General features: G+C 70.9%; 22 protein-coding genes. 15 read left to right on the plus strand and 7 right to left on the minus strand.

The window, feature by feature from the left end:
• Positions 1 to 117: 117 nt before the first annotated feature.
• Positions 118 to 1,119 (minus strand): LLM class flavin-dependent oxidoreductase, encoded by a 1,002-nt coding sequence (locus AC07EQ_RS16000; protein ID WP_478388689.1) that lies wholly within the window; start codon positions 1,117 to 1,119, stop codon positions 118 to 120.
• A gap of 83 nt (positions 1,120 to 1,202) precedes the next feature.
• On the opposite strand from AC07EQ_RS16000, the gene AC07EQ_RS16005 reads away from it, so the two are divergent.
• A complete protein-coding gene (locus AC07EQ_RS16005) occupies positions 1,203 to 1,847 on the plus strand; it encodes a TetR/AcrR family transcriptional regulator (protein ID WP_478388690.1) in 645 nt (214 codons plus the stop codon).
• Positions 1,848 to 2,106: 259 nt separating this feature from the next.
• Here the strand turns inward: AC07EQ_RS16005 and AC07EQ_RS16010 are convergent, their stop codons facing one another.
• Positions 2,107 to 3,366: a hypothetical protein gene (locus tag AC07EQ_RS16010; protein WP_478388691.1), complete on the minus strand. Its 1,260-nt coding sequence runs from the start codon at positions 3,364 to 3,366 to the stop codon at positions 2,107 to 2,109.
• Between AC07EQ_RS16010 and AC07EQ_RS16015 the strand changes: the two genes are divergently transcribed.
• From AC07EQ_RS16015 to AC07EQ_RS16040, 6 genes are all read left to right on the plus strand, one after another.
• Positions 3,301 to 4,902: a hypothetical protein gene (locus AC07EQ_RS16015; RefSeq protein ID WP_478388692.1), complete on the plus strand. Its 1,602-nt coding sequence runs from the start codon at positions 3,301 to 3,303 to the stop codon at positions 4,900 to 4,902. The two genes, AC07EQ_RS16010 and AC07EQ_RS16015, sit on opposite strands and share 66 nt — an antisense overlap.
• Entirely contained in the window at positions 4,899 to 5,057 is a 159-nt protein-coding gene (locus AC07EQ_RS16020) for a hypothetical protein (RefSeq protein WP_478388693.1), read from the plus strand. Before AC07EQ_RS16015 ends, AC07EQ_RS16020 begins: the two co-directional genes overlap by 4 nt.
• A 186-nt stretch (positions 5,058 to 5,243) precedes the next feature.
• Positions 5,244 to 5,534 carry a hypothetical protein gene (locus AC07EQ_RS16025; RefSeq protein WP_478388694.1) on the plus strand — a complete coding sequence of 97 codons (291 nt, stop codon included), beginning with the start codon at positions 5,244 to 5,246 and terminating at the stop codon, positions 5,532 to 5,534.
• A gap of 220 nt (positions 5,535 to 5,754) precedes the next feature.
• Positions 5,755 to 6,555 carry a hypothetical protein gene (locus AC07EQ_RS16030; RefSeq protein ID WP_358576322.1) on the plus strand — a complete coding sequence of 267 codons (801 nt, stop codon included), beginning with the start codon at positions 5,755 to 5,757 and terminating at the stop codon, positions 6,553 to 6,555.
• Positions 6,556 to 6,565: 10 nt separating this feature from the next.
• Positions 6,566 to 8,464 (plus strand): fumarate reductase/succinate dehydrogenase flavoprotein subunit, encoded by a 1,899-nt coding sequence (locus tag AC07EQ_RS16035; RefSeq protein WP_478388695.1) that lies wholly within the window; start codon positions 6,566 to 6,568, stop codon positions 8,462 to 8,464.
• Positions 8,465 to 9,208: a succinate dehydrogenase/fumarate reductase iron-sulfur subunit gene (locus tag AC07EQ_RS16040; RefSeq protein ID WP_478388696.1), complete on the plus strand. Its 744-nt coding sequence runs from the start codon at positions 8,465 to 8,467 to the stop codon at positions 9,206 to 9,208.
• A gap of 65 nt (positions 9,209 to 9,273) precedes the next feature.
• On the opposite strand, the gene AC07EQ_RS16045 is transcribed toward AC07EQ_RS16040, so the two are convergent.
• Complete coding sequence (locus AC07EQ_RS16045; protein WP_478388697.1) at positions 9,274 to 10,554, minus strand: GNAT family N-acetyltransferase; 1,281 nt, start codon at positions 10,552 to 10,554, stop codon at positions 9,274 to 9,276.
• Between the two features lie 47 nt (positions 10,555 to 10,601).
• Positions 10,602 to 11,675: a ribosome small subunit-dependent GTPase A gene (gene rsgA / locus AC07EQ_RS16050; protein WP_478388698.1), complete on the minus strand. Its 1,074-nt coding sequence runs from the start codon at positions 11,673 to 11,675 to the stop codon at positions 10,602 to 10,604.
• Between the two features lie 907 nt (positions 11,676 to 12,582).
• Here rsgA and AC07EQ_RS16055 point away from each other — a divergent pair.
• Positions 12,583 to 13,266, plus strand: coding sequence for a VanZ family protein (locus AC07EQ_RS16055; RefSeq protein ID WP_478388699.1), 684 nt, complete (start codon positions 12,583 to 12,585; stop codon positions 13,264 to 13,266).
• A 111-nt stretch (positions 13,267 to 13,377) separates the two neighbouring features.
• Here AC07EQ_RS16055 and AC07EQ_RS16060 read toward each other — a convergent pair whose 3' ends face one another.
• Entirely contained in the window at positions 13,378 to 14,250 is an 873-nt protein-coding gene (locus AC07EQ_RS16060) for an SDR family oxidoreductase (protein ID WP_478388700.1), read from the minus strand.
• A 165-nt stretch (positions 14,251 to 14,415) separates the two neighbouring features.
• Between AC07EQ_RS16060 and AC07EQ_RS16065 the strand changes: the two genes are divergently transcribed.
• Complete coding sequence (locus AC07EQ_RS16065; protein ID WP_478388701.1) at positions 14,416 to 15,735, plus strand: acyl-CoA thioesterase/bile acid-CoA:amino acid N-acyltransferase family protein; 1,320 nt, start codon at positions 14,416 to 14,418, stop codon at positions 15,733 to 15,735.
• The gene (locus AC07EQ_RS16070) at positions 15,735 to 16,490 is read left to right on the plus strand and encodes a hypothetical protein (protein ID WP_478388702.1); all 756 of its coding nucleotides are present in this window, start codon (positions 15,735 to 15,737) and stop codon (positions 16,488 to 16,490) included. The genes AC07EQ_RS16065 and AC07EQ_RS16070 overlap by 1 nt, the downstream gene beginning before the upstream one ends.
• 125 nt (positions 16,491 to 16,615) lie before the next feature.
• Here AC07EQ_RS16070 and AC07EQ_RS16075 read toward each other — a convergent pair whose 3' ends face one another.
• A complete protein-coding gene (locus AC07EQ_RS16075) occupies positions 16,616 to 17,230 on the minus strand; it encodes a DUF305 domain-containing protein (protein WP_478388703.1) in 615 nt (204 codons plus the stop codon).
• Positions 17,231 to 17,624: 394 nt separating this feature from the next.
• Between AC07EQ_RS16075 and ctaD the strand changes: the two genes are divergently transcribed.
• The 3 genes from ctaD (at position 17,625) to AC07EQ_RS16090 (ending at position 21,559) form a co-directional block, all read left to right on the plus strand.
• A complete protein-coding gene (ctaD, locus tag AC07EQ_RS16080; RefSeq protein ID WP_478388704.1) occupies positions 17,625 to 19,376 on the plus strand; it encodes an aa3-type cytochrome oxidase subunit I in 1,752 nt (583 codons plus the stop codon).
• A 123-nt stretch (positions 19,377 to 19,499) separates the two neighbouring features.
• Entirely contained in the window at positions 19,500 to 20,726 is a 1,227-nt protein-coding gene (gene serB / locus AC07EQ_RS16085) for a phosphoserine phosphatase SerB (protein WP_478388705.1), read from the plus strand.
• 50 nt (positions 20,727 to 20,776) lie between these two features.
• On the plus strand, positions 20,777 to 21,559 hold the full coding sequence (locus AC07EQ_RS16090; RefSeq protein WP_478388706.1) for a peptidyl-tRNA hydrolase: 783 nt from the start codon (positions 20,777 to 20,779) through the stop codon (positions 21,557 to 21,559).
• Positions 21,560 to 21,830: 271 nt separating this feature from the next.
• Here the strand turns inward: AC07EQ_RS16090 and AC07EQ_RS16095 are convergent, their stop codons facing one another.
• Positions 21,831 to 22,661 carry a CPBP family intramembrane glutamic endopeptidase gene (locus AC07EQ_RS16095; protein ID WP_478388707.1) on the minus strand — a complete coding sequence of 277 codons (831 nt, stop codon included), beginning with the start codon at positions 22,659 to 22,661 and terminating at the stop codon, positions 21,831 to 21,833.
• Positions 22,662 to 22,795: 134 nt separating this feature from the next.
• Here AC07EQ_RS16095 and AC07EQ_RS16100 point away from each other — a divergent pair, with 134 nt between their 5' ends.
• Both AC07EQ_RS16100 and AC07EQ_RS16105 read left to right on the plus strand, forming a co-directional pair.
• The gene (locus AC07EQ_RS16100) at positions 22,796 to 24,100 is read left to right on the plus strand and encodes a sensor histidine kinase (protein WP_478388708.1); all 1,305 of its coding nucleotides are present in this window, start codon (positions 22,796 to 22,798) and stop codon (positions 24,098 to 24,100) included.
• The gene (locus AC07EQ_RS16105) at positions 24,091 to 24,732 is read left to right on the plus strand and encodes a response regulator (protein ID WP_478388729.1); all 642 of its coding nucleotides are present in this window, start codon (positions 24,091 to 24,093) and stop codon (positions 24,730 to 24,732) included. Before AC07EQ_RS16100 ends, AC07EQ_RS16105 begins: the two co-directional genes overlap by 10 nt.
• Positions 24,733 to 24,828: the final 96 nt, after the last annotated feature.

Raw genomic sequence — 24,828 nt, forward strand, 5'->3', positions numbered from 1 at the left:
ACCTCCCCCCACCCCCCCCCCCCCCCCCCCCCCCCCCCCCCTCCCCCCCCCCCCCCCCCCCCCCCCGCCACCGGGCACCCTCGGCCGAGCGTTCCCGGAGCTTTCTGGCACAACTCCCTAGTCCGCGAAGACCTTCTCCGCTTCGCGGATCGTGCGCAGTGCCGCTTCGCGGGACCCGGCGCCTTCGGGCATCAGGAGGACGCGTCCGACGCCGAGGGTCGCGACGCGGTCGGCCAGCTGCCTGCGGCATTCCGCCACGTCGCCCGCGATGTGGCAGTCGGCCAGTGCGGCGGCCTCGTCGAACGCCTGCGCGGCCGTCGGCGCCGGACGCTCGACCAGCGGCACGGCCTCGCGGGAGATCTGCAGGTTCAGCTCGGCGATCCCGTTCGCCAGCAGCCGCCTCGCGGTCGGGGTTTCGTCGGCGATGGCGAAGTACGCCGAGTCGATGTTGTCCAGCGGGTCCAGCCGGTGACCGGATTCGGCCGCCGCCGCGGCGTGCGCGTCCAGCACCGCGCGCTTCGCCGCCACGTCGATGAACGGGCTGAGCAGCACCGGAAGTCCGCGGCGCGCGGCCGATCGCGCGGATTCCGGCGATGACGAGGCCAGCACGAACGGCGCGCGGGACGTTTCCGGCGCCGGCACGATCCGCACCTCGTCGAAGCGGTACCGCTCGCCGCCGCCCTTCGCGCGTCCCTGCCGCAGCGCCTCGTCGAGCAGGGCCACGGATTCGTCGATGTCGCGGAAACCCTCCAGTCCGGTGCCGAATATCTCCAGGTCCACCAGCGGTTGTCCGCGCCCGACGCCGAGCGTGAACCGGTCGCCGGAGAGGTGCTGGAGCACGGCGGCCTGCTCGGCGAGGGCGAGCGGGTGGTGGTTGGGCAGCACGCAGACCGCGGTGCCGACGCCGAGGTTCGTGCGGCCCAGCAGGAAGGCCGCCATCGCCAGGGCCGACGGGTTCTGGGCCCGGGTGTTGAAGTGGTGCTCGGTCGTCCAGGCCTCGTGCCAGCCGTGTCGTTCGGCCTCGCGGACGTATTCCAGCGACCACTCGAAGACCTCGCGGCCGCTCGCCCCGCTCCCGAACGAGTCGGTGAACAGGACCAGCCCGTACTTGGTGCGCATGCGCCCTCCTATTTTTCGTCGGCTAGACGAAAAATCTAGCAGCTGGTATCGGCCCGGTCGAGGAGGTGCGTTAGGTTGGGCTCGTGACCACGCCGGATGCCCCGAGGCGGCGCGGGCGGCCGCCGAAGCTGACCCGCGACGCGGTCGTGGCGGGCGCGCTGGAGGTGCTCGACGAGTCGGGCCACGACGGGCTGTCCATGCGAGCGGTCGCCGAGCGTCTCGGCGTCGGCAAGATGAGCCTGTACCACCACGTGGCGGACCGCTCGGAGCTGGAACGCCTGGTCATCGAGCGCCTGCTCGCCGCGGTCGAACTGCCTGACGCGGCGCTGCCCTGGCAGGAGCGGATCACGGCGCTGGCGCACGGCATCCGCGCGCTCGTTTTCCGGCATCCCAACGCAACTCCGCTGCTGGCGCTGCGGGAGTACAGCGACCCGGTGGCGCTGCGCCTGCCGGAGGCCGTCATGACCGCGTTGCACGAGGCGGGCCTGCGCGGGGCGGCGATGGTCGGAGGCTCGCGCCTGGTCTTCAGCTATGCCATCGGATTCGCCCAGCTCGACCTGGTCGCTCAGGCGGACTCGCCAGGGGACTCGCCGATGGCGGCCCTGCCGGAGGCCGAGTTCCCGCACATCGTGGCGGCGGCGCGGGAAACCCGGAACCACAGCCTGGACGAGCAGTTCGACCTAGGCCTGAAGCCCGTGCTCGCCGGCCTCACCGCGATCGCGTCCTGAGCCGGCTCGCCGCCCACGGCTGGCTCGGCACCCTTCCACGTCGTGGACATCGTCTTCCGTTTCCGCAATTTCAATGGAAATCGGAGGTTCGATTTCCATTGAAATTGCGGCGGAACGACGGAGTCCGCGATCGACCACAGTGGATGGTTCGGCGGTGCCGAGGGTTCCCAGGTGAATGGTCGTGAGTACGTTGTATCGCTATAGCAGCACAAAGTGCTCACGGGTCGCGTTCGTCCAGGCGAACATCCGCGGTGGAACGTCAGCCGGACAGGAGGAGCAGCAGGCCGGTGCAGGTGAGCAGGACCATCGCGATCACCATCGGGAGCTGGCCGCGGCGGGCCTGCTTCGGCGGGAACAGGCGGAGGGCCTGGTCGTGGGCCGCGGCGGTGCCGGCGATGTGGCCGAGCACGATCGCGTTGATCTGCACCACCGCCACCAGCTCCGGCGACACCAGCCGGTAGTCGATGGCGTGGTCGCGGATGCCGAACAGATCCAGCCCGGTCCCGAACGGATCGCCGGCCAGGATCAGCGTCGTCTGCCCTTCCAGCAGGAAGAACGAGAAGTAGTGCGCGATGGCGTAGCCGAGCGCGATCGGCAGCAGCGTCGGCGCGAACAGCCCGGGAAGCCCGCGCGCGGGCGAGACCAGGGCGCTGAGTCGCATCGCGATCGCGTAGAGCGCCGAGACGGCGGCGATCGAGCCGAGCAGGCCGAGCGTGTCGCCGAGGACGCCGCCGGACTGCCAGAAGGTCGTCCTGGTCAGGCCGTCGAACCCGGTGGCGCCGATGAGCACGCACGCCACCGCCGCCATGCCCGGCTCGTCGTCGGTGCGCACCAGCCCGGCCAGGGGGTTGCGCAGGATCAGCACGCCATCGCTGCGGCGGCCGATGGGGCACAGCCGCGCGATCAGCGTCGCGTACGCCTCGAAGCCGTCGCCGCGCGCGAACCAGCCCGACCCGAAAACCCGCGCTGCGACGAGGTTCACCACCGCGTAGCCGACGATCACGCCGCCGACCACGCGCGGATCGGATCGCGCCGGCAGGACCAGTTCCAGCCACACGAAGGCGCCCAGCCACATCGCGGCGGGCCAGTACCCCAGTCGTGAGGGGTAGTGGTCGCCATGCCGGCCATTGCCACTCACGACGGATAGGCACGAATGCAGCGTCCGCAGCGGGTTGACGACCCGCCACACCGGACCGAACAGCGCGCTGAGCGGCACCAGGCCGACCCAGAACGTCACGTACAGCGCCCAGGGCGCGAGGTTCCGCTCCGTCTCCGGTGGCCCGAAGAACGCCGCGGCCGCCACGAGAACGGCCAGCGCGAGCGTCAGAATCCTTGCTGCCCAACGAAGTCCGGGCGAATCGACGAAGCGCAGGAACGGCAGCGGCCGCCCGGCGTCGGGGTTCAGCCACGGCCGCGACCCCTCCGCGGGCTGCCCGGCTGGGCGGCGCTGCCGATGCAGCTCGCATTCGGCTCGCTGGTGCTCGCGCTGCTTGGCATGTACTGGGACATCTCGCTGCACATCACGCAGGGCCGCGACGAGGGGCCGCTGGCGAACATCGCGCACTACCCGATCCTGTTCGGCCTGTTCGGCCTGTTCGCCGCGGGCATGCTGGCGATGGTGCTGCCGCTGGGCGAGCGCCCCGGCCGCGCGGCGGTGCGGATCACCCGCGACTGGTACGCGCCGACCAGCGGAATCCTGTTGGCCAGCGCGGGTTTCTACGCGCTGCTGGGCTTCCCGCTCGACGACGTCTGGCACCGCATCTTCGGCCAGGACGTCACGCTCTGGGGTCCGACGCACCTGATGCTCATCGGCGGCGCGGGCCTGTCGCTGATCGCCCTCGCCCTGCTGGAGCGCGAGGGCCGGTTCGCCCGCACCGGCCGGGCCGAAACGATGCTCGCCTGCTACGTGCGGCGCGGCATGATCGGCGGCGGAATGCTCGCGGGGCTGTCGGTCTTCCAGGCCGAGTTCGACTTCGGCGTCCCGCAGTTCCGGCTGGTGCACCAGCCGCTGCTGATCTCCGTCGCCGCCGGGTGCGCGCTGGTGGTCGCCCGCATGTGGGTCGGGTGGGGCGGCGCGCTGTTCGCGGTCGGCTTCTACGTCCTGATCCGCGGCGGCGTCTCGGTCCTGGTCGGCCCGGTGATCGGGGAGCTGTTCGCGGCCGTCCCGCTGTACGTCGTCGAGGCGCTGTGCGTGGAGGTCGCGGCGGTCGCCCTGCTGCGCAGGCCGCTGGCGCTGGGCACGGTGTCCGGCCTGCTCATCGGCACGATCGGGAACGCCAGCGAATACGTGTGGACGCAGTTCGCCTTCGTGATGCCGTGGACGCCGGACATGCTGCTGGAAGGCGTGCTCATGGCCATCGTCGGCGGCGTCAGCGGCGGCCTGCTCGGGGCGTTGCTCGTGTGCGCCCTGCGCGGCGAGCTGCCGAGCCTGCCGGTGCGGCGAGCGGTGTTCGGCGGTGCCCTGCTGGCGATCGCGCTGGGCGTCACCAACGGGCTGATCGGCACCGCGCCCGCGGGAGTGCGCGCGACGATGGCGCTGGACCAGCGGACCGGCCAGGCGGACGTGCGGCTGGACCCGCCCGCGATCGCCCAGGACCCGACGTGGCTGGCGGTGACGAGCTGGCAGGGCGGCACGCTGCAGGTCGACCACCTGCGGCGGATCGGCGACGGCCACTACCGGGCCACCGACCCGGTGCCGGTCGACGGGACGGGCAAGACCCTGCTGCGGTTGCACGACGGCCGCGCGATGCTCGCGTTCCCGATCCACATGCCGGCCGACGCGGCGCTGGGACTGCCCGAACTGGCCGCCGAACCGCAGTTCACCCGCGACGGCCGACCGGAATGGCAGGTGCTGCAGCGCGAGACGAAGCTGGGCATCCCGCCGTGGTTGTGGGTCAGCGCGTCGCTGGTGGTGCTGGCGTGCTCGGTGGCGCTGGTGGTGTCGCTGGGCTGGGGAGCGCAGCGGGTCTCGCGCGCGATCTCGGGCCCGCCGACGGCCCGCCGGGCCAAGCATCGCGCGGTCCGGATCGCCCGGCTCGCGGACGGCACGGCATGACGCCCGCGTCGGCGGAGCTGGTCCTGGCGAGCCACCCGATCATCACGGCGGTCCCGTTCTTCGTCCCGACGTTCGCGGTCGTGGCGGTGGTAGCGGTGATCGTCTACCGGGACCGCCGCAAGAACCCGCGAGAAGACGACGACCAGGACACCTGATCTCGGCGGGGGTCCCGTGAGTGCTTCGGGGTGCCATTGCGCCCCAGAGCACTCACGGGTTCTGAGGTCGCCTGACCCCGGTGGGGGAATTCGAGCAAGATCTACAGTGTGGCACTTGTCACATTACGTCGTTGGGGGCAGAGTCGGTGCGGTACTGGCCCCGCTAGGCGGAAGAGGTGTTCGCCCATGGCCTCGACGACGACCGAACTGGCCGATCTCCAGCGCGTCCTGGCGCAGCTCCGCAGCAGCGTCGGCGCGCTGCGGTCGCGCTACGGCGACGCCCCGGCCGTGCGCCGGATCCACAACGATGTGGAGCGACTGGACATAGACATCGCCGAACTCTCCGGCACCATGCCCATGCAGCGGCGCAGCACCGAGTCCGCCGAGGACGTGGTGATCGTGCCCGACACCCCCTACGACCCGTCGCTGTGGCGCGACGCCGACGACGAGGGGCTGGGCGGGCGGGCCCCGCACTAGGCCGCCACAGGCACTGCACGCCGCCAGTCGGCAGCCGCTCGCCTGTCCGCAGTGGACCGGCCCGGATGCGGGGGAGGAGCTCCCCCGCATCTCGCTTGATCGGGGGAAGGCCACGACCGGGTTGCGCCGGTTGGGGGACTACCTGGGTCGAGGCCGTTGATCCACAATGAGCGACCTCAGGTGAGCACCGCCGGACGAACCTAGACAACGAGGTCTGCGAATGTCCGCACCACCTTCCGCCTCAGGCAGGGCACGGATCTCCGTGCGAACCCTCCGCACCGACCGGTGGTGGCTGCCGCCGCTGGTCACCTTCCTCGGGCTGCTGGCCTTCGTGGTCTACGGCCTGATCCGCACCTTCATGAACCAGTGGTACTGGGTTCCCGAGTACCACTACCTGGCGCCGTTCTACTCGCCCTGCCTGTCCACGGCCTGCGTGCCCGGCTCGAGCCACTGGGGGCAGCCGGCGCCGGATTTGGGGCCGTTCGTGCCGCCGCCGATCTTCGTGCTGCCGTTCGTCCTCGGCTTCCGGCTGACCTGCTACTACTACCGGAAGGCCTACTACCGGTCGTTCTGGGCGTCGCCGCCGGCCTGCGCGGTCACCGAACCGCACCGCCGCTACTCCGGCGAGACCCGGTTCCCGCTGATCATGCAGAACGTGCACCGCTACTTCTTCTACGCGGCGCTGGTCGTGGCCGCGGTGCTCACCTACGACACGGTGATCGCCTTCCGGGGCGCCGACGGCGGCTTCGGCATCGGGCTGGGCACGCTGCTGATGGTGGCCAACGTGGTGCTGCTGTGGTCGTACACGCTGTCCTGCCACTCCTGCCGGCACCTGATCGGCGGCCGCATCAACCACTTCTCCAAGCACCCGGTGCGCTACTGGTTCTGGACCAAGGTGACCTGGCTCAACGGCAAGCACATGCTGCTGGCCTGGTCGTCGCTTGTGTCGGTGGCCCTGGTCGACCTCTACGTGCTGCTGGTCGCCAGCGGAGCGTTCCCGGACCCCAGATTGTTCAACTAGAAGGAAGTCGATGGTGGAGATCGAACGGCACGAGTACGACGTCGTCGTGATCGGCGCCGGCGGCGCGGGTCTGCGCGCGGCGATCGAGGCGCGCTCCCAGGGCCTGCGCACGGCCGTGGTGTGCAAGTCGTTGTTCGGCAAGGCGCACACCGTGATGGCCGAGGGCGGTATCGCCGCCTCGATGGGCAACGTCAACTCCCGCGACGACTGGCAGGTGCACTTCCGCGACACCATGCGCGGCGGGAAGTTCCTGAACAACTGGCGGATGGCGGAGCTGCACGCCAAGGAGGCGCCGCAGCGGGTCTGGGAGCTGGAGACCTACGGCGCGTTGTTCGACCGCACCCCGGACGGCCGGATCAGCCAGCGCAACTTCGGCGGCCACGAGTATCCGCGGCTGGCGCACGTCGGCGACCGCACCGGCCTGGAGCTGATCCGCACGCTGCAGCAGAAGATCGTGTCGCTGCAGCAGGAGGACCACGCCGAGCACGGCGACTACGAGGCCCGCATCAAGGTCTTCCAGGAGTGCACGGTCACCGAGCTGCTGAAGGATTCCGCGCGGATCTCCGGGGCCTTCGGGTACTGGCGGGAATCCGGTCGGTTCGTGCTGTTCCAGGCGCCGGTGGTCATCCTCGCCACCGGCGGCATCGGCAAGTCGTTCAAGGTGACCTCGAACTCCTGGGAGTACACCGGCGACGGGAACGCGCTGGCGCTGCGGGCCGGGGCGTCGCTGATCAACATGGAGTTCGTGCAGTTCCACCCGACGGGCATGGTCTGGCCGCCGAGCGTGAAGGGCATCCTGGTCACCGAGTCGGTGCGCGGCGACGGCGGAGTGCTGCGCAACTCCGAGGGCCGCCGGTTCATGTTCGACTACATCCCCGAGGTCTTCAAGGACAACTACGCGGACAACGAGGCCGAGGCCGACCGCTGGTACGACGACCCGGACAACAACCGCCGCCCGCCCGAGCTGCTGCCGCGCGACGAGGTGGCGCGCGCGATCAACAACGAGGTGAAGGAGGGCCGCGGCTCGCAGCACGGCGGGGTGTTCCTCGACGTGGCGACCCGGCTGCCCGCGGAGCAGATCACCCGGCGGCTGCCGTCGATGTACCACCAGTTCAAGGAACTCGCCGACGTGGACATCACCGCGGAGTCCATGGAGGTGGGGCCGACCTGCCACTACGTGATGGGCGGCGTGGAGGTGAACCCGGACACGGCGGCGTCCCGGGTGCCGGGCCTGTTCGCGGCCGGCGAGGTGGCCGGCGGGATGCACGGCTCCAACCGGCTGGGCGGGAACTCGCTGTCCGATCTGCTGGTCTTCGGCCGCCGCGCGGGTGCGGGCGCCGCCGAGTACATCGCGGGTCTCGACGCCCGCCCGGCGATCGTGGAGTCCGATGTGGACGCCGCTGCGCGGCGTGCGCAGGACCCGTTCGCCTCCGCGGCCTCGCCGAACGCGGAGAATCCCTATGCGCTGCACGCCGAACTGCAGCAGACGATGAACGACCTGGTCGGGATCATCCGCAAGGGCACGGAGATGCGGCAGGCCCTGGAGCGGCTGCGGGACCTCCGGGCGCGCGCCGAGCACCTCGCGGTGGAGGGCAACCGGCAGTTCAACCCGGGCTGGCACCTGGCCCTCGACCTGCGAAACATGCTGCTGGTCAGCGAATGCGTGGCGCGCGCCGCGCTGCTGCGCACCGAGAGCCGCGGCGGTCACACCCGCGACGACCACCCGGGAATGGACGCGAACTGGCGGCGCAAGCTGCTGGTCTGCAGCATCGGCCACGAGCGGATCGAGGTCGTCGAGCAGCCGCAGGGGCCGATGCGCGAGGACCTGCTGACGCTGTTCAAGGTCGAGGAGCTGCGCAAGTACTACACCGAGGAAGAACTGGCGGACGTCCAGGTGAAGGGGCTGTAGATGGGTTACCAGGCGCACTTCCGGGTGTGGCGCGGTCCGTCCGACGGGACGCTCCGCGACTACACCGTCGAGGTCAACGAGGGTGAGGTCGTGCTCGACATCATCCACCGGCTGCAGGCCACCCAGTGCCCGGACATGGCGGTGCGGTGGAACTGCAAGGCGGGCAAGTGCGGCTCCTGCTCGGCGGAGATCAACGGCCGGCCCCGGCTGATGTGCATGACCCGGATGTCGACGTTCGAGCGGTCCGAGACGATCACGGTCACCCCGATGCGGACGTTCCCGCTGATCAAGGACCTGGTCTGCGACGTGTCCTACAACTACACCAAGGCCCGCGAGGTGCCGGCGTTCGCGCCGCCGGAGGGGCTGGAAGCGGGCGAGTACCGGATGCAGCAGGTGGACGTGCAGCGCTCCCAGGAGTTCCGCAAGTGCATCGAATGCTTCCTGTGCCAGAACACCTGCCACGTCATCCGCGACCACGACGACAACAAGCAGGCGTTCTCCGGGCCCCGCTTCCTGATGCGGGTGGCGGAGCTGGAGATGCACCCGCTGGACGCGGCCGAGAACCGCCCGGAAGAAGCGCGCGGCGAGCACGGCCTCGGCCTGTGCAACATCACCAAGTGCTGCACGGACGTCTGCCCGGAGAACATCCAGATCACGGACAACGCGCTGATCCCGCTGAAGGAGCGGGTGGCGGACCGCCGCTACGACCCGATCCTCAGCCTCTTCCGCCGCAAGAAGGACTGAGCGCGACGCGAGCCCTGCTCACCTCGCCAGGTGAGCAGGGCCCCGTCGTGTTCAGCTGTCCCCGGTCAGATGCCGAATGGGGCCGGGTACCGGACCTTGCCGCCGGGGATCTCGGCTTCCGGGTCGAGTGGGAGGGCCATCATGGCCTCGTCCGGGACCTCGATCGTCAGGCCGATCCCGAACTCCGATGCCCGCCTGAACCCGAAGCGCGGGTAGTACTCGGGGTGCCCGAGCACCAGGACCAGCTTCTCGCCCATGGCGCGCGCCGCTTCCAGCCCGGCCCGGATCGTCGCCGAGCCGGCTCCGGTGCGCTGGTAGCGCTGCAGCACCGCGCATGGGCCGAGCGTCAGGGCCGGGAAGCCGTCGACGTGGCTGCGGGTGAGCAGCGAGTGGCCGACCACCTCACCGTTCGCGTCCTCGGCCACGATGGACAGCCCGTCGATCCACGCCGGGTCCTCGCGCAGCGCCTCGATCAAGTCCGCCTCCAGCGCGGTCGGGAAGGCGTCGAGGTTGACCGCGCGGATCGCGGGGATGTCGGCTTCGGTCTCCGGTCGGGTGGTCCACATCTCGGTGCTCTCCTCGTGATTCGGGCGCAGTACGTAGCCGGTGTAGCGGTAGTCGTGGCCGTGCGCCCGGCGGATCTCGATCTCGGCCCGGGTGGCCGCGACCGCCTCACGCATCCCGGGCGCGGTCAGGTCGGCCGCCGCGATGCGCTCGGCGAGCGGGGTGTAGTACTCGTCGAACCAGTCCGTCCCCGGCAGGTGGTAGATCGCGGACACCTCGTATCCGGCCCGGACCGCGGCGGCCGCGTTGGCCTCGGTCGTGCGCAGCGCGTAGTGCGAATCCCAGAACGCCCGGGTTTCGGGAGCCGGATCGTCGGTGGCCCACTCGCACTCGGTGACGACCAGCGCGCCGCCCGGGGCGAGCAGACGCCGCCAGGACGCCAGCGCGGTGTCGAAACCGATGTTGTAGGCCGAACCTTCGGCCCAGACCAGGTCGAAACTCCGGTCCGGGTAGGGCAATTCCGCCATCGTCCGCACGTCGGTGTCGATCGCGTCGCCCACCCCGCTCGCCTCCGCGGCGGCGCGCAACTCCGCCAGGAACGGCTGGTGCAGGTCGACGGCCGTGACCCGGGCCCCGGCCTCGGCGGCCAGCAGCAGGGACGCCCGTCCCGGCCCGCAGCCGATGTCGAGCGCCCGGGGATCCCCGGGCGGTGCGGCGAGTTCGAGCAGGTGCCGGGTGGTCGCGTCGGATCCGGGCCCCTGCCGGGGCAGACCGTGGTGCAGCGCGAAGAACGCGTCGCGCACGGCATCGCGGTCCGCGGCGTGCGAATCGTTGTCGTTCACAGCGGTTCTCTCCGTGGTCGTGGAAGTCCGATTCGGTCGGTCAGCGGTCATTTCCTGCCCCGGAACCGGTAGGTGGCACGCAGATGCCGGGTGATGGCCTTCTTGCGGTCGTCGCGTTCGGCGCGCAGCCGGGCGTCCGCGCGGGACGCCGCCCAGGCGTTCTCCCGCTGGAGCTTGCGGTAGCTGTCGAGCCGGCGGGCGCTGAGCTCGCCTGCGGCGATCGCGGCCCGGACCGCGCAGCCGGGTTCGGTGTCGTGGCCGCAGTCCGCGAACCGGCAACCGCGGGCGAGCTCCTCGATCTCGGCGAAGACCCGTTCCAGCCCCTCGTCCGCATCGAACAGCCCGACGCCGCGCAGGCCGGGGGTGTCGATGAGCACCCCGCCGCCCGGCAGCGGGATCAGCTCGCGGCGCACCGTGGTGTGCCGGCCCTTGCCGTCCTGCTCCCTGACGGCGCCGGTGGCCAGCCGGTCGGCGCCGAGGAGGGCGTTGGCCAACGTGGACTTGCCCGCCCCGGACCGGCCGAGCAGCACGACCGTCCCGGTCAGCAGGCCGCTGAGCCGGTCGATGCCTTCGCCGGTGACGACGCTGGTGGCGACGGTCTCGGCACCGGGCGCCAGCAGCGCGAGCTCGGTGATCAGCCGCTCGGGGTCGTCGGCCTGGTCCACCTTGGTCGCGACGACGACCGGTACCGCGCCGCTCTCCCAAGCCAGCGCGAGCAGGCGCTCGATCCGGCCGGGGCTCGGCCGTTCCACCGCCGGAACGACCACCGCTGCGGTGTCGACGTTGGCCGCCAGCACCTGCCCGTGCGATGAACGCGACGCGCTCGACCGCACGATGGCGCTGCGCCGGGGGAGCAGGACCGCCAGCCGCGGATCTGCGCCCGGGCGCACGGCGGCCCAGTCGCCGGTGCACGGCGCGTCGAGCGGGTCGGCCGGAGTCGGGGACGTACCGACGCGCATCGGTCCGTCGGCGGTGATGACGTCGCAGCTACCGCGGTCGACGCCGATGACGCGCGCCGGGATCAGCCCGGCCGCTCGGTGCTCGGAGAAGGACTGGTCGAGCGTCTCGTCCCAGCCGAAGTAAGCGAGATCGCCTGGATGTGCGGAAGTGTTGTGTGACAACGGAGGGAACTCCTGGTGATGGGAGTCCCGGTGGAGGCGCGCGCAGACACGTCCGCAACGCGGGCGGACTTGTCAGCGAAGACGGCGCATCAGACCGGGACTCGGGACGTGAGAACGGTCCGGGCGCTGCGTGCGGCAGCGATCACCAGGGCAACCATTAAATCTCACCTCCCGTTCCACCTGCGTCGTCGAGCACGAACGGACCCAAGGCTAGCAGGACCGGATTCCCGGGAGCACGTGATTTTTCGCACCACCGCGGCGGCCGGGCGCGGGCGGGTCGGCCGACTTCGCGCCGGTCGGGCGATTCCCCGCTATTCCGCCGCCGTTCACCGCGCGTTACCCGGAATTCACGAGGATTCGCGATGTTTCCCGTTTGGGAATTGTGGGAATTATCTTCCGCTGTGTTGTGCAACGACGGGCCTCTTGTCGAAACCCCTGCTCGGGGCGCTCTTCTGGCGACGTGTCCGTCCTCAATAGACACCAGTGTCGGAGGTGGCGGGTTTTTGCCATGTTCCTGGCGGGTTCTGGGGCGGCGGTTAGGTTCGACCGCAACCAAGTTGATTTCGGATCTTTACCAGAGCAGTGCGGGGAATGGCGGAGGTAGGTCATGCGGCAGGCGCTCGTCGGGCCCCGACAGCGGCGGCGTCACCGCACCGGCCGGATCGTCCCGCCACCGGAACACCCCCGGCCTGCCGCGACTTCGCGGCAGGGCTCACCGGCGGCCGGGCCTCGGCGGACCCCGGGGCGATGTCCGGCCGCCGCCAGCCCCTGATCCCTTGCAGGTACCGGTCAACGCAGACCGCTGGAAATGAGAGTTCCCAACGGTTCCAGGTCATTCGGCGATCCACTGTGGATTTCCGGTGGCCGCGTCGTCCTGGCGCTGGCGGCCAGAGGAAGTGCGGCGAACGTGCAGCAGATTCTCGTGGCATTCGACGGATTCCTACCAGTGGTCACCGTTCTGCTCCCGGTCGCCGTGGCGGCGGCGCTCGGATCGGCATTGGTGCGCAACTACCTGACGGAAAGATCTGTGCGGTGGGGCCCGCTGATCGACGGAGTGCTGGTCCTCTCGGTGCTCTGCGTGGCGTACCTCGTCTTCACGCCCCAGCGGCCGGCGGCCGAACCGGTCCGGCCGGACCTGGGGAAGGACGTGTCGATGGCGCTGGCCGCCGACCCCGGCGACTCGCTGCCCTGGGTGCAGCTGGCCGGGAACCTCGTCCTGCTGCTGCCGCTCGGCGTGCTGGTGCCGCAGCGGGTCCGGTGGTTCGACAGCATCGTCAAGATCGCGTTCGGCGGGCTGGTGCTGGCCTGCTCGATCGAGCTGGTCCAGTTCCTGGCCGTCACCGGCCGGGTGGCGTCCACCGACGACGTCGTGTGCAACACGATCGGCGCGACGGTCGGCGGCATCCTGGTCCGCGCGCCGAGCTGGATCGCCGCGGCGACGCCCGGCCGCCCGCAGCACAGCGCGACGGGCCGCGACGACCAGACCGTCTGGCTGCTGATCGCCAAGGTCGAGCGGGAGCGGCAGCGCGAACTCGCGGCACCGCTCCGGCGGCGGGTGGGTCCGCTGGTCGGCGAGCAGCGCTCGCGTTGAGACTCCGGTGGCCGGGGCCGCCTTCCGCGTCAGACAACCCGGCCACCGGTCCCAACCGTCCGGGACCGTGTGTGCTTCGTGCTGCCATGGCAGCACGAAGCACACACGGCATCAGCCCTGGAGCTTCTGGTGGCGCTCGCTCAGGGAGCGGCCCAGCCCGGTGACCTCCTTCTCCAGCTGCGGGATGAGGCGGCGCAGGACGGGGAGCATGAGCCGCTCCGCGAGTCGCGAGGACGGCACGTTGCGGAGCCAGTGCATCACCATGATCGCCCGCGGCACGTAGATGCGGCGGGCGCGGCGCTCGACACCGTCGGCGAAGGCCTTGCCGCAGTCCTCGACGCTGGTGGTCGCCCGCATCGGCCACGGCAGCCGCTTGCGCATCGCGGCGAAGGTGCGCAGGTCCTTCGCGACGTCGCGCACCATGTCGGTGTCGATCCACGACGGGTGCGCGCTGCCCACCGCGACGCCGAGGTGCGCCACCTCCGAATGGATCGCGCTGGCCAGCGCCTCCGAGCCCGCCTTGCTCGCGGTGTAGGCGGCCATGCCGCCGGTCGGGCTGAACGCCGACAGCGACGAGACCACCAGCAGGTAGCCGCGGCGGTCGATCAGGTGCGGGAGGGTGGCGCGGGCGGTGTGGAAGACGCCGTTGAGGTTGACGTCGACGGCCTTGACGAACGCGCGCGGATCGGAGTGGCGGACCGTGCCGACCGGCGCGATCCCGGCGTTGGCGATGACCGCGTCGAGGCGGCCGAGCTTCTCGACGGCGGCGGCCACGGCGGCCTCGATCGAGTCGGGGTCGGTGACGTCGGCCTCGGCCCAGAAGTGGCCGTCGCCCAGTTCCGCGGCCACGGCGGCGAGCTCGTCGGGCTCCAGGCCGACCAGGGCGAGCCGGGCACCGCGCCGGGCCAGCTCCCGCGCGGTCTGCGCGCCGATCCCGCGCGCGGCGCCGGTGATCAGGACGACTTTCCCGGACACGTTCGGCATGAGCACTCCCTAGGTCGGCGCTATCTACTCAACAGTAGCCTACTCATAGTAGGTTTCGCCGATGCCGCGCGGAAGAGGCGGATCCGGTTCCGCCGGCGAACTTGACTCTCCCGTTGCTGGAGACCGCACCGTTGATCTCGCTCGATCTTGGAATGGAGGTCTTCGATGCGACGTGGAATCGGCCTGCTGGCCGTAGGGCTGCTGCTCGCCGGGTGCGCGGGCACCCCGCGAGCCGCCCCTGCGCTGGATGGCGGCGGCGGTGCGATCGACGGGCCGCTGAAGGTGGTCGTGCGCGGCCTGGCGCCGGGGGAGCAGGCCGTGGTGTGGGCGCGGACGACCGACGACCGCGGTCGGCTGTGGACGTCGTGGGGGATGTTCGCGGCCGACCGCGGCGGGCGTGTCGACATCGCCACGCAGTCCCCGACCAGCGGTTCCTACACCGGAGTAGACCCCACCGGGTTGCTGTGGTCGATGCGGCTGCCCTCCGGCGAGCCGGTGTCGGACCCATTTGCGGTCGTGCGCGGACCCGAACTCGGGCTGACCATCGGCGTCGACGTCGGAGGGCGCACGTTGGCGCAGTCGCCGGTAGCGGTGCAGCTGCACACTCCGGGCGTTCGGTCGGTGCCGATCGCCGAGGCCGGGCTGGTCGGTGACCTCCACCTGCCGCCCGGTCCGGGGCCGCACCCGGGCGTGATCCTGCTGGGCGGGTCCGACGGCGGGCGGCCCGATCCCGGGCTGGGGCGTTTCCTGGCCGGGAAGGGGTTCGCCGTGCTGGGCCTGGCCTACTTCGGGCTGCCCGGGCTGCCGCCTGCGCTGGAGCGGATCCCGGTCGAGTACGGGACGCGCGCGGTGGACTGGCTGCGGACGCGGCCGGACGTTTCCGACGGGCCGGTCGGAGTAGTCGGGTTGTCCCGGGGTGGCGAGTTCGCGCTGCTGCTCGGCGCTTTCTCGCCGGACGTGGGGGCCGTGGCATCGGTGGTGGGTTCCGGTGTGGTCTTCCCCGGCGCGACGCCGACGGCATCGTCCTGGACGCACGCCGGCGCCGAGCTTCCGCCGTTGACGACGGACTTCGCCGGAATCCCGCCCGCCCTGCTGTTCTCGGCGACGCGCGGGCGTCCGGTGCGGTTCGTCGACACCCAGGGCACGACGGCCACGCCGGAACAGCTCGACCACGCCGCGATCCCGGTCGAGCGCAACAACGCGGCATACCTGCTGGTGTCCGGCGAACGGGACGAGATGTGGCCGTCGCAGCGGCTGCTGGATGTCGCGGCACGGCGGCTCGGCGACCGGGCCGAGCACGTGGTGCAGCCGGGAGCGGGGCACTTCATCCTCGGCGTGCCGAACCTCCCGACCTCCTACACCAGCGCGGTTCCGCTGGTCCCGGAGGTGTTCTGGGCCGCTGGCGGCGGCGCCCCGCAGGCCAACGCGGCAGCCACCGCGGACACGGTGCGCCGCGTCGTCGAGCTGTTCCGGGAGGAGCTGTGATGAGCAGCATCGTCTTCGGAGTGGCTTACGCGGCGCTGATCGCGCTGCTGGGGGTTCTGTTCGGATACCCCGTCGACCCCGTGCTGATCGCCTTGGCGGTGCCCGCCGCTGTGGCCTTCCTCGCACGCGGGATCCCAGTTTCAATTGAAACTGCGATCCCCACGAGCCGCCGCCGCACCTGGTTGCCGATGTGGTGCCTGGGCGGCGTCACGGCACTCGTGGTGCTCGGCGAGGCCCTCTCCAATGGCGAGCGGTTGGTGGTGGGCGGTGTGCTGGTCGGCTCCGGTCCACAGTGGATCGATGCGCTGGTGCTGGGGTGGCCACGGCTACTCCTGCTCATCGGCGTTGCCGCGCTCTGCGGGCTCCGGCGCGGCCAGGAGCGGCCGAGCCGTTGGAGGGCGTTCGGGCTGGCGGCGGTGCTGTCCGTGCTCGCGACCGGATGCATCGCGTTCGGGACGACTTTGCCCGCTGGGCTGCCGGCCTGGGCGCTGCCGGGGCAACTGCTCGCGTTCGTGCTGGCAGGCGTCCTGCTGTTCCGGTCCGGGCTGTTGCTGCCAGTCCTGCTCCTCGCCGTCGGCGCGTTGTTGGGCGGATTCGACGAGCAACTCCTGGACGTTGGTGTTCCGGCGGCTGTCCACCTGGTGCTCTGGCCCGCTTACCTGGGCGTGGCTCTGCTGGTGGGAGCGCTGGAAGCCCTCGGCCGCCGCCTGCTGCGGGTGGTCGGTCGAGCTCGGAGGTCTCCCGGGCTTGCCTGAAATCGGGAGCTTCCGAGGGCCACGCGCACTGGAAGTCCGCCGTGCCGGCCGGGGTGGTCCCGCTGGATCGGAAACGAGAACGGGGCCGCAGGCGGAATGCCTGCGGCCCCGTTCGGCGCCTCGGATCAGAGGGCGTTGAGCTTGCTGAGGGTGGTCTGCTCCTCGGCGACGAGCTCCTCGGCCAGCTGGCGCATCTGCTGCGCAGAGCCTTCCTCCTGCTCGGTGCGGGCCAGCGTCCCGGCGCCCTGCTGCAGCGACAGCATCGCCTGCTTCCACTGCTGGTCGAACTGCGCGCCGGACAGCTTCGAGATCTGCTGCAGCTGCTGGTCGGTCTGCAGGCCGGCGTCGGCGGAGTCGCCGGCTTCGTCCTCCGGGGAGCTGCCGGACTGCTGGCCGGCAGCGGAGTTCAGGAACGCGGTCAACTGGTCGACCTGCGGCTGAGCCGCCTGCTTGAACTCCGCGGCGAGGGACTTGACCTCGGCGCTCTGCGCACTGGTGCCGGCCAGCTCGGCGAGGTTCACGACCTGCTGCCGGTTGGCGAGCAGCTGCTGCGCGAACTCGCGGTCCGTCGCGGTGTGCTCGCCGGCCGGGGCGTGCCCCTGCCCGGCGTGCTGCTGCGCGGTCGCGGGCGGCGGCGTGCCCGGGGCCGGGGGCTGGTCGCTGGGTTCCTCGCTCGGCGTGCAGCCCGCGAGTGCGAGACCGCCGGCCAGCACGGCGCCGATGATCGTGCTCCTCCGCACGTGCTTCCCCTCCAGGATCTGGTGGACGTCGTCCCAGGGCGGCCCGTTGATCGATAGCTGCTGATCGCAGCTGGGCTGCCGGACCTATTGCCCCGTAGGCTAACCGGCGCCCCGCGGGCGCGTGCGGCCGACGTCGCCGGGAACCGCCCGCCGTGCGCGTGCTGTCGACTTGATCTCACTACGCGTGACGGGGCACGTCGCAATGAATAGGGTGGCTACGGCCCGGCCGAACTGCGGCCGGACGCCCGGACTAGTATCCGCAGTCGGCAGGCATCGCGACTGACGTGTGCTGCAGGGGTCCTGCAGGGTGTCGCGTGCTGTCAAACCGACCCAACCGGGTCGGGCGAGCCCTAGTCGGGTTCGAAGAGGCTTCAAAGGGAGTGCAGGAGGCACCGTGACGGCCGTCGCGCCACAGCCGATCGCCACGCGCCCCTATCCGGTGCGCAAAACGGTCAAGGGGTCATTCCTGGCGCGGATGTTCCGCACCACGGACCACAAGCAAATCGGCATCCTCTACCTGGTCACGTCGATGGCGTTCTTCCTGGTCGGCGGCCTGATGGCGATGCTGATCCGCGGTGAGCTCGCCGTCCCGGGGATGCAGTTCCTCTCGCAGGAGCAGTACAACCAGCTGTTCACCATGCACGGCACGATCATGCTGCTGCTGTACGCGACGCCGATCCTGTTCGGCTTCGCGAACTACGTGCTGCCGCTGCAGATCGGTTCGCCGGACGTCGCGTTCCCGCGGTTGAACGCCCTCGGCTACTGGCTGTACCTGTTCGGCGGCCTGATGGTCGTCAGCGGCTTCCTGCTGCCGGGTGGCGCCGCCGACTTCGGCTGGTTCGCCTACACCCCGCTGTCGGACGCCCTGCACTCGCCGGGTCACGGCGCGGACATGTGGATCGCCGGCCTGGCGGTCTCCGGTCTGGGCACCATCCTCGGTGCGGTCAACATGCTGACCACCGTGGTCTGCCTGCGCGCGCCCGGCATGACGATGTTCCGGATGCCGATCTTCACCTGGAACATCATGGTCACCAGCCTGCTGATCCTGATGGCGTTCCCGATCCTGACCGCCGCGCTGCTGGGCCTGATGGCCGACCGCCACCTCGGTGCGCACGTGTTCGACCCGGCCAACGGCGGCGTGATCCTCTGGCAGCACCTGTTCTGGTTCTTCGGCCACCCCGAGGTCTACATCGTCGCGCTGCCGTTCTTCGGCATCGTCTCGGAGATCTTCCCGGTGTTCAGCCGCAAGCCGCTGTTCGGCTACACCGGCCTGGTGCTGGCCACGCTGGGCATCGCGGCCCTGTCGGTCGTCGTGTGGGCGCACCACATGTACGCCACCGGCGCGGTGCTGCTGCCGTTCTTCGCGTTCACCACGTTCCTGATCGCGGTCCCGACCGGTGTGAAGTTCTTCAACTGGATCGGCACCATGTGGAAGGGGCAGCTGACCTTCGAGACGCCGATGATCTTCAGCGTCGGCTTCCTGGTCACCTTCCTCTTCGGTGGTCTCACCGGTGTCCTGCTGGCCATGCCGCCGGTCGACTTCCACGTCTCGGACACCTACTTCGTGGTGGCCCACTTCCACTACGTGCTCTACGGCACGATCGTGTTCGCCACCTTCGCCGGCATCTACTTCTGGTTCCCGAAGATCACCGGCCGGATGATGGACGAGCGGTTGGGCAAGCTGCACTTCTGGCTGACCTTCATCGGCTTCCACGGCACGTTCCTGGTGCAGCACTGGCTGGGCAACGAGGGCATGCCGCGTCGGTACGCCGACTACCTGGAGTCCGACGGCTTCACCATGCTGAACACGATCTCGACGATCGGCGCGTTCATCCTGGGCGCCTCGATGCTGCCGTTCCTCTACAACGTGTTCAAGAGCTACCGCTACGGCGAGGTCGTCACGGTCGACGACCCGTGGGGCTACGGCAACTCCCTGGAGTGGGCGACCTCCTGCCCGCCGCCGCGGCACAACTTCACCGAGCTGCCCCGGATCCGTTCCGAGCGGCCGGCGTTCGAGCTGCACTACCCGCACATCTCGGAGCGGATGCGGCTGGAGGCGCACCTCAGCCTCACCGGCAAGACCCTCGCCCACAAGCACGAGGAGAAGCCGGCGGTCGGCGCGCCGGACGACGACGCGGAGAAGTGACCTGCGCGCTAGCCCCGCACGGCGAAACTGTGCCAGGGTAGGGCTAGCTCGACGATGAGCCCCGGCGGCATGCCCCGCCGGGGCTTAACGTTTGTTGGGGCCGAGAGAGGAAGTACCGCAGCCGTGAACGCGACCACCGTGCTGATCACCGTGACCGGGAAGGACAAGCCGGGGGTCACCTCCGTGCTGTTCGCCGCGCTGACGCGGCACGGCGTGGACATCGTCGACGTGGAGCAGGTGGTGATCCGCGGCAGGCTGGTGCTCGGCGTGCTCGTGTCCACCGAGCGCGACCCGGAGCAGCTGCAGGAGGCCGTCGAGCAGGCGATGGCCACCGTCGGCATGACCGTCGACGTGGCGATCGGCACCGAGGACGGCGGCGCCGCGAAGCTCGGCTCGACGCACGTCGTGGTGGTGCTCGGGCAGCCGGTGACCGCCCGGAACTTCAGCGACGTCGCGCGCGGCCTCGCCGAGCTCGACGTGAACATCGACTCCATCCGCCGCGTCGCCGACTACCCGGTGACCGGGCTGGAGCTGCAGGTCAGCGCCCCGGACAACGGCGAGGGCTCGGACGACGTGCTGACCTCGGCGGTGGCCGACCTGGCCGCGCGCACCGGGGTGGACCTGGCCGTCGAGCGCACCGGGCTGGCCCGCCGGGCCAAGCGGCTGGTGGTGTTCGACGTGGACTCCACGCTGATCCAGGGCGAGGTCATCGAGATGCTGGCCGCGAGGGCCGGCTGCGAGCAGGAGGTCCGCGAGGTCACCGAGCGGGCCATGCGCGGCGAGCTGGACTTCGCCGAGTCGCTGCGGCAGCGGGTCGCGGTGCTGGAGGGCCTGCCCGCGTCGGTGCTCGACGACGTCGCCGCGGAGCTCGAACTCACCCGCGGCGCCCGCACCACCATCCGCACGCTGCGCCGCCTGGGCTTCCACACCGGCGTCGTGTCCGGCGGGTTCACCCAGATCATCGACCAGCTGGTGGACGAGCTGGGGCTGGACTTCAGCGCCGCGAACGAGCTCGAGATCGTGGACGGCAAGCTCACCGGCCGCGTGATCGGGGAGATCGTGGACCGGGCCGGCAAGGCCAAGGCGCTGCGCCGGTTCGCCGAGTCGTTCGGGGTGCCAGCGGCGCAGTGCGTGGCGGTCGGCGACGGCGCCAACGACATCGACATGCTCTCCGCCGCCGGGCTCGGCGTGGCGTTCAACGCCAAGCCCGCGCTGCGGGAGGTCGCCGACACCGCGCTGTCGTACCCGTTCCTGGACACCGTGCTGTTCGTGCTCGGCGTCACCCGCGCCGAGATCGAGGCCGCGGACACCGAGGACGGCGTGCTGCGGCGGGTGCCGCTGGACGTGTGACGTCGGCGGCCGCGCGGAATACCGGTGGCGCGGGATCGGATAATCCAGGTGTGTCTGATTCCCACTCCGTGTTGGATCCGCTGATCGCCCGGTACGCCTCGTGGCTGGCACTGCCGGAGGCCGCCACCGCGGACACCTCGGACGAGGACCCGGAGAACGTGGTCCTGATGCCGATGGTGCTGCGGATCGAGCGCCGCGAGCCGCCGGACCGCACGGCGCTGCTGGAGGCGGCCGCAGCGGCGGCGATCGCGGTGTGCCTCGACGAGCGCTGCAAGCCGGGCGGCGAGTGGCACGAGGCCATGCACACCTGGATCTCCGGGCGCATCCGCAAGGTGGCGCGGCGGGCCCGCGGCGTGCACTGGGAGGCGGTGCAGTCGCTGCCCGGGCGAACGGTGCGCGTCGGCAATGCCGAGGCGCGGGCGTTCCTGCCGATGCGGGTGGCGGACATGCCCAAGGAGCTCAGCCGCCTGCAGATCTCCGGCAGCGAGCTGGAGGCGGACGACCCGGGCGCGCCGCTGCCGGGGGTGCCGACGCTGTGGCTGAACCCTGACGTGCCGATGAGCGCCGGGAAGTCCGCGGCGCAGGTGGGGCACGCGACGATGATCCTGGCCTCGCTGCTGCACGGGGCGGGGCTGGACGCCGAGCTGGAGGGCTGGGCGGCGGACGGGTTCCGCTGCTCGGTCCGGCGCGCCGACGCGGCGACCTGGGCGCGCCTGCACCCGCGCGACGATCCGGAGACGGCCTGGCGGCAGGCGCGGGTGGGCATGGTGCGCGACGCGGGTTTCACCGAGGTGGATCCGGGCACCGTCACGGTCCTCGCCCAGTGGAACTGATCCGCGAAATGTGCTGTTCCCGCTGGTAACAGCCCGTGAGCACATTGTGTCGCCATAGCGGCACAAAAGGCGCACGGGTGCCGTGACCAGCGGAAATGGGACTCCTGAAACGGGCCTGGACATAGGCCGGGCCCGAGAATGTTTTGCAATCTTTCGACTGCTAGGTCTTTGGCGGCCTGATGGTCGTCAAGGCCACTGCATCCTCGGGCCGGTCGCCGGGTTTCCCCGGTAACGACCAATATGCCCAGCATCCGGGCCGCGACGACAGAGGCTAAAGTCCCGGTTCCGCGGGGCGGAGGCGCCCGCTGATCAGGATCCAGGCGGCGAGCAGGGCGATCGGCGCCGTCATGACCACCGTGGTGACCTCCGCGCTGACCGCCCCTTCGAGCGCCAGGCCGGTCAGCAGCGAGAGGACCATGTTGTTGCCACCGTGCGCGAGGCTGGCCGTCCAGATGGTTCCGCTGCGGATCCGCAGCCAGCTCAGCACGACTTCCTGGAAGTAGAACGACACCGTCCAGAGCGGCAGGCCGATCAGCACGTTGTCGAACTCGATGTAGCCGAGGAAGGCCAGCGGGTAGTGCCAGACCGCCCAGACGAGCCCCGTGACGGCGGTGGCCAGTTGCGGCCGGCCGGGGCACACGCGCAGCCGGAGGTAGCTGGTCCAGCCGAACTCCTCGCCCCAGTACAGCGGCGTGAGCACCGGCACGACGAGCAGCAGCGCCGGGATCAGCCACCAGGCGGGCAGCTCGTCCGGCCGCCACAGGCCGGTGGCGGCGGCGATCGCGAGGGCGCCGGCGGCCAGTGCGTACGGGACGAGCCAGGCGGCGAGGTAGTGGCGCAGGTTGCCGCGCAGCCGCAGCCGGAGACCGGCGTCGCCGAAGCCTTCCCGCGTCACCCACCGCCGCACGATGATCGCCGCGACGGCCGGCCCCATCGCGGCCGGTAGCTGTGCCAGCGGGCTCGCCAGCGAGAAGCCCAGCAGCGCCGCTGCGAACATGCCCGCCCAGGAGATGCCGAAGGTGAGCAGGACGAACGCCAGAACACCCTGGCGCCGCGACGTTTCCGGCCGGTCCGCGGATCGGCTGAGTTGTGAGGCCGTCATGCCGCGAGCAGATCAGCACGGCGGCGTCCCGGGCACTACGCGCTGCCGCCCGGTTCGGGGTATGGCTGGGCATACCCCGAAGACGGGGGCCAGTGCCGCTGATCGGGCCGCCGCGATCTGGTTGGCTTGCGGCCGTGCGACTTCGAACATGGCTGAAGACCCTGCGGCAGCACCGGGTTCTGTTCCTCGGCTGGGGTCCGCTGGGCTACGTCCTCGGCGCGATCCCGGTGGTGGCGGCGGTCGCCTTCCCGGGTCTGCTGTGGACGGCGGTGGTGGCGGCCGCGGTCAAGGGCGGATCGTCGCCGGGCGGGGTCCTGGTCGTCGTCGCCGTCGGCTGCGGGTTGTTCGCGGCGGGTGCCCCGCTGGTCGCGACGCCCCTGGCGAAGCTGGAGCGGTGGCGGCTGCGGCTCGTCGACCCCCGGCCGATCAGCAGCGGCCACCGCGCTTTGACGGCCACCGGTGCCTGGCGTCGGGTGAGCGCCCGGTACCGGGAACCGGCGACCTGGCGGGAGGTCGCCTACGCCGTCCTGCTCGCCACCGCCGGTCCCGTGGCGCATGCGCTGGTGTTCGGGATCGCGTTCGTGCTGCTGATGCTGCTGATCAGCCCGCTGCTGACCATTGGCACAGCCGGGCCGGTGGCGGTTTTCTTCGGTACCGCAACCACTTTCGGGGAAGCCCTCTGGTACGCGCTGCCCGCCCTGGTCGCGCTCCCGGTCGTGCCGTTGCTGCTCGGTCTGCTCGCCGCCGGGCACGCCGCGCTGGCCCGCGCGCTGTTGCACGACGGCCGGGAACGGCTGCGCACCGAGTTGGTCGAGGTGTCGCGGTCGAGGGCGCGGCTGGTGGACGCCTTCGAGGTCGAACGGCGGCGGATCGAGCGGGACCTGCACGACGGCGCGCAACAGCGGTTGGTCGGCCTCACCCTGAAACTCGGCCTCGCCCGGCTGGACGTGTCGGCGGATTCCGCGGCGCACCAGAACGTTTCGGCCGCGCACGACGAGGCCAAGCAGCTCATGGCCGAGCTGCGCGAGCTGGTGCGCGGCATCCACCCGCGGGTGCTCACCGACCGGGGACTGCCTGCCGCGCTCGGCGAACTCGCCGACCGCTGCCCGATTCCGGTGGCGCTGCACGCCGGGCTGCCGGACAGGTTCCCCGCGCACGTCGAGGCGACGGCGTACTTCGTGGTCGCCGAGGCGTTGACCAACATCGCCAAGCACAGCGCCGCCACGGCCGTGTCGGTGACGGTTCGGCAGGATGCCGGTGTGCTGGCGGTCGAGGTCGCCGACGACGGCCGCGGCGGCGCCGATCCCGCGCGCGGCACGGGGCTGACCGGGCTCGCGGACCGCGTCGCGGTGATCGACGGCAAGATGTTGTTGTCCAGCCCGGTCGGCGGCCCGACCCTGTTGCGCGTGGAGCTGCCGTGCCCCGTCCCATCCGAGTAGTGCTCGCCGAGGACGGCGTGCTGCTGCGGGAAGGCCTCGCCGGGCTGCTCGACAGGTTCGGCTTCGAGGTCGTCGCCGCGGTGGGCGACGCCGATGCGCTGATCACGGCCGTCGCCGAGCACGATCCCGACCTGGTGATCACCGACATCCGCATGCCACCGGGCTTCACCGACGAGGGCCTGCGGGCCGCCGTGGAGCTGCGCCGCGCGAACCCGGGGCTCGCGGTGGTCGCGCTCAGCCAGTACGTCGAGCGGAGCTATGCGGCCGAACTGCTCGACTCGCACGGCGGCGAACGGGTCGGCTACCTGCTCAAGGACCGGGTGGTCGACGTCGAGGACTTCGTGGGCGTGTTGCGGCACGTGGTCGCGGGCGGGACGGTGGTCGACCCGCAGGTGGTGCGCCAACTGCTGAACCGGCAGCGCGACCCGCTGGCGGCGCTGTCGGTGCGGGAGCACGAAGTCCTCGGCCTGATGGCGGAGGGCCATTCCAACGCCGAGATCGCCAGGCGGCTGGTCGTCAGCGAGGCAGCGGTGGGCAAGCACGTCGGCAACATCCTCGCGAAGCTGAACCTGCCCCCGGCCGAGGACACCAACCGCAGGGTCCTCGCGGTGCTCGCCTACCTCCGGTCTTGAGGCGGCTGTGCATGTCGGGCCCGAGTGGTTCGCGACTGCGGCGTTTTCGCGCGAAACCGTCATCTCAAGGCGTGGCGAACGCCGGTTTCGCGCGAA

It is taken from the genome of Saccharopolyspora sp. NPDC045839, assembly GCF_056431645.1.

Bases quoted from the DNA above. Each gene is read 5' to 3' on its own strand.
- AC07EQ_RS16025 (WP_478388694.1), top strand. From the start codon at position 5,244: ATGGCCTCGACGACGACCGAACTGGCCGATCTCCAGCGCGTCCTGGCG.
- AC07EQ_RS16020 (WP_478388693.1), top strand. From the start codon at position 4,899: ATGACGCCCGCGTCGGCGGAGCTGGTCCTGGCGAGCCACCCGATCATC.
- AC07EQ_RS16040 (WP_478388696.1), top strand. From the start codon at position 8,465: ATGGGTTACCAGGCGCACTTCCGGGTGTGGCGCGGTCCGTCCGACGGG.
- AC07EQ_RS16070 (WP_478388702.1), top strand. From the start codon at position 15,735: ATGAGCAGCATCGTCTTCGGAGTGGCTTACGCGGCGCTGATCGCGCTG.
- AC07EQ_RS16035 (WP_478388695.1), top strand. From the start codon at position 6,566: ATGGTGGAGATCGAACGGCACGAGTACGACGTCGTCGTGATCGGCGCC.
- AC07EQ_RS16095 (WP_478388707.1), bottom strand. From the start codon at position 22,661: ATGACGGCCTCACAACTCAGCCGATCCGCGGACCGGCCGGAAACGTCG.
- AC07EQ_RS16030 (WP_358576322.1), top strand. From the start codon at position 5,755: ATGTCCGCACCACCTTCCGCCTCAGGCAGGGCACGGATCTCCGTGCGA.
- AC07EQ_RS16015 (WP_478388692.1), top strand. From the start codon at position 3,301: ATGCAGCTCGCATTCGGCTCGCTGGTGCTCGCGCTGCTTGGCATGTAC.
- AC07EQ_RS16060 (WP_478388700.1), bottom strand. From the start codon at position 14,250: ATGCCGAACGTGTCCGGGAAAGTCGTCCTGATCACCGGCGCCGCGCGC.
- AC07EQ_RS16000 (WP_478388689.1), bottom strand. From the start codon at position 1,119: ATGCGCACCAAGTACGGGCTGGTCCTGTTCACCGACTCGTTCGGGAGC.
- AC07EQ_RS16065 (WP_478388701.1), top strand. From the start codon at position 14,416: ATGCGACGTGGAATCGGCCTGCTGGCCGTAGGGCTGCTGCTCGCCGGG.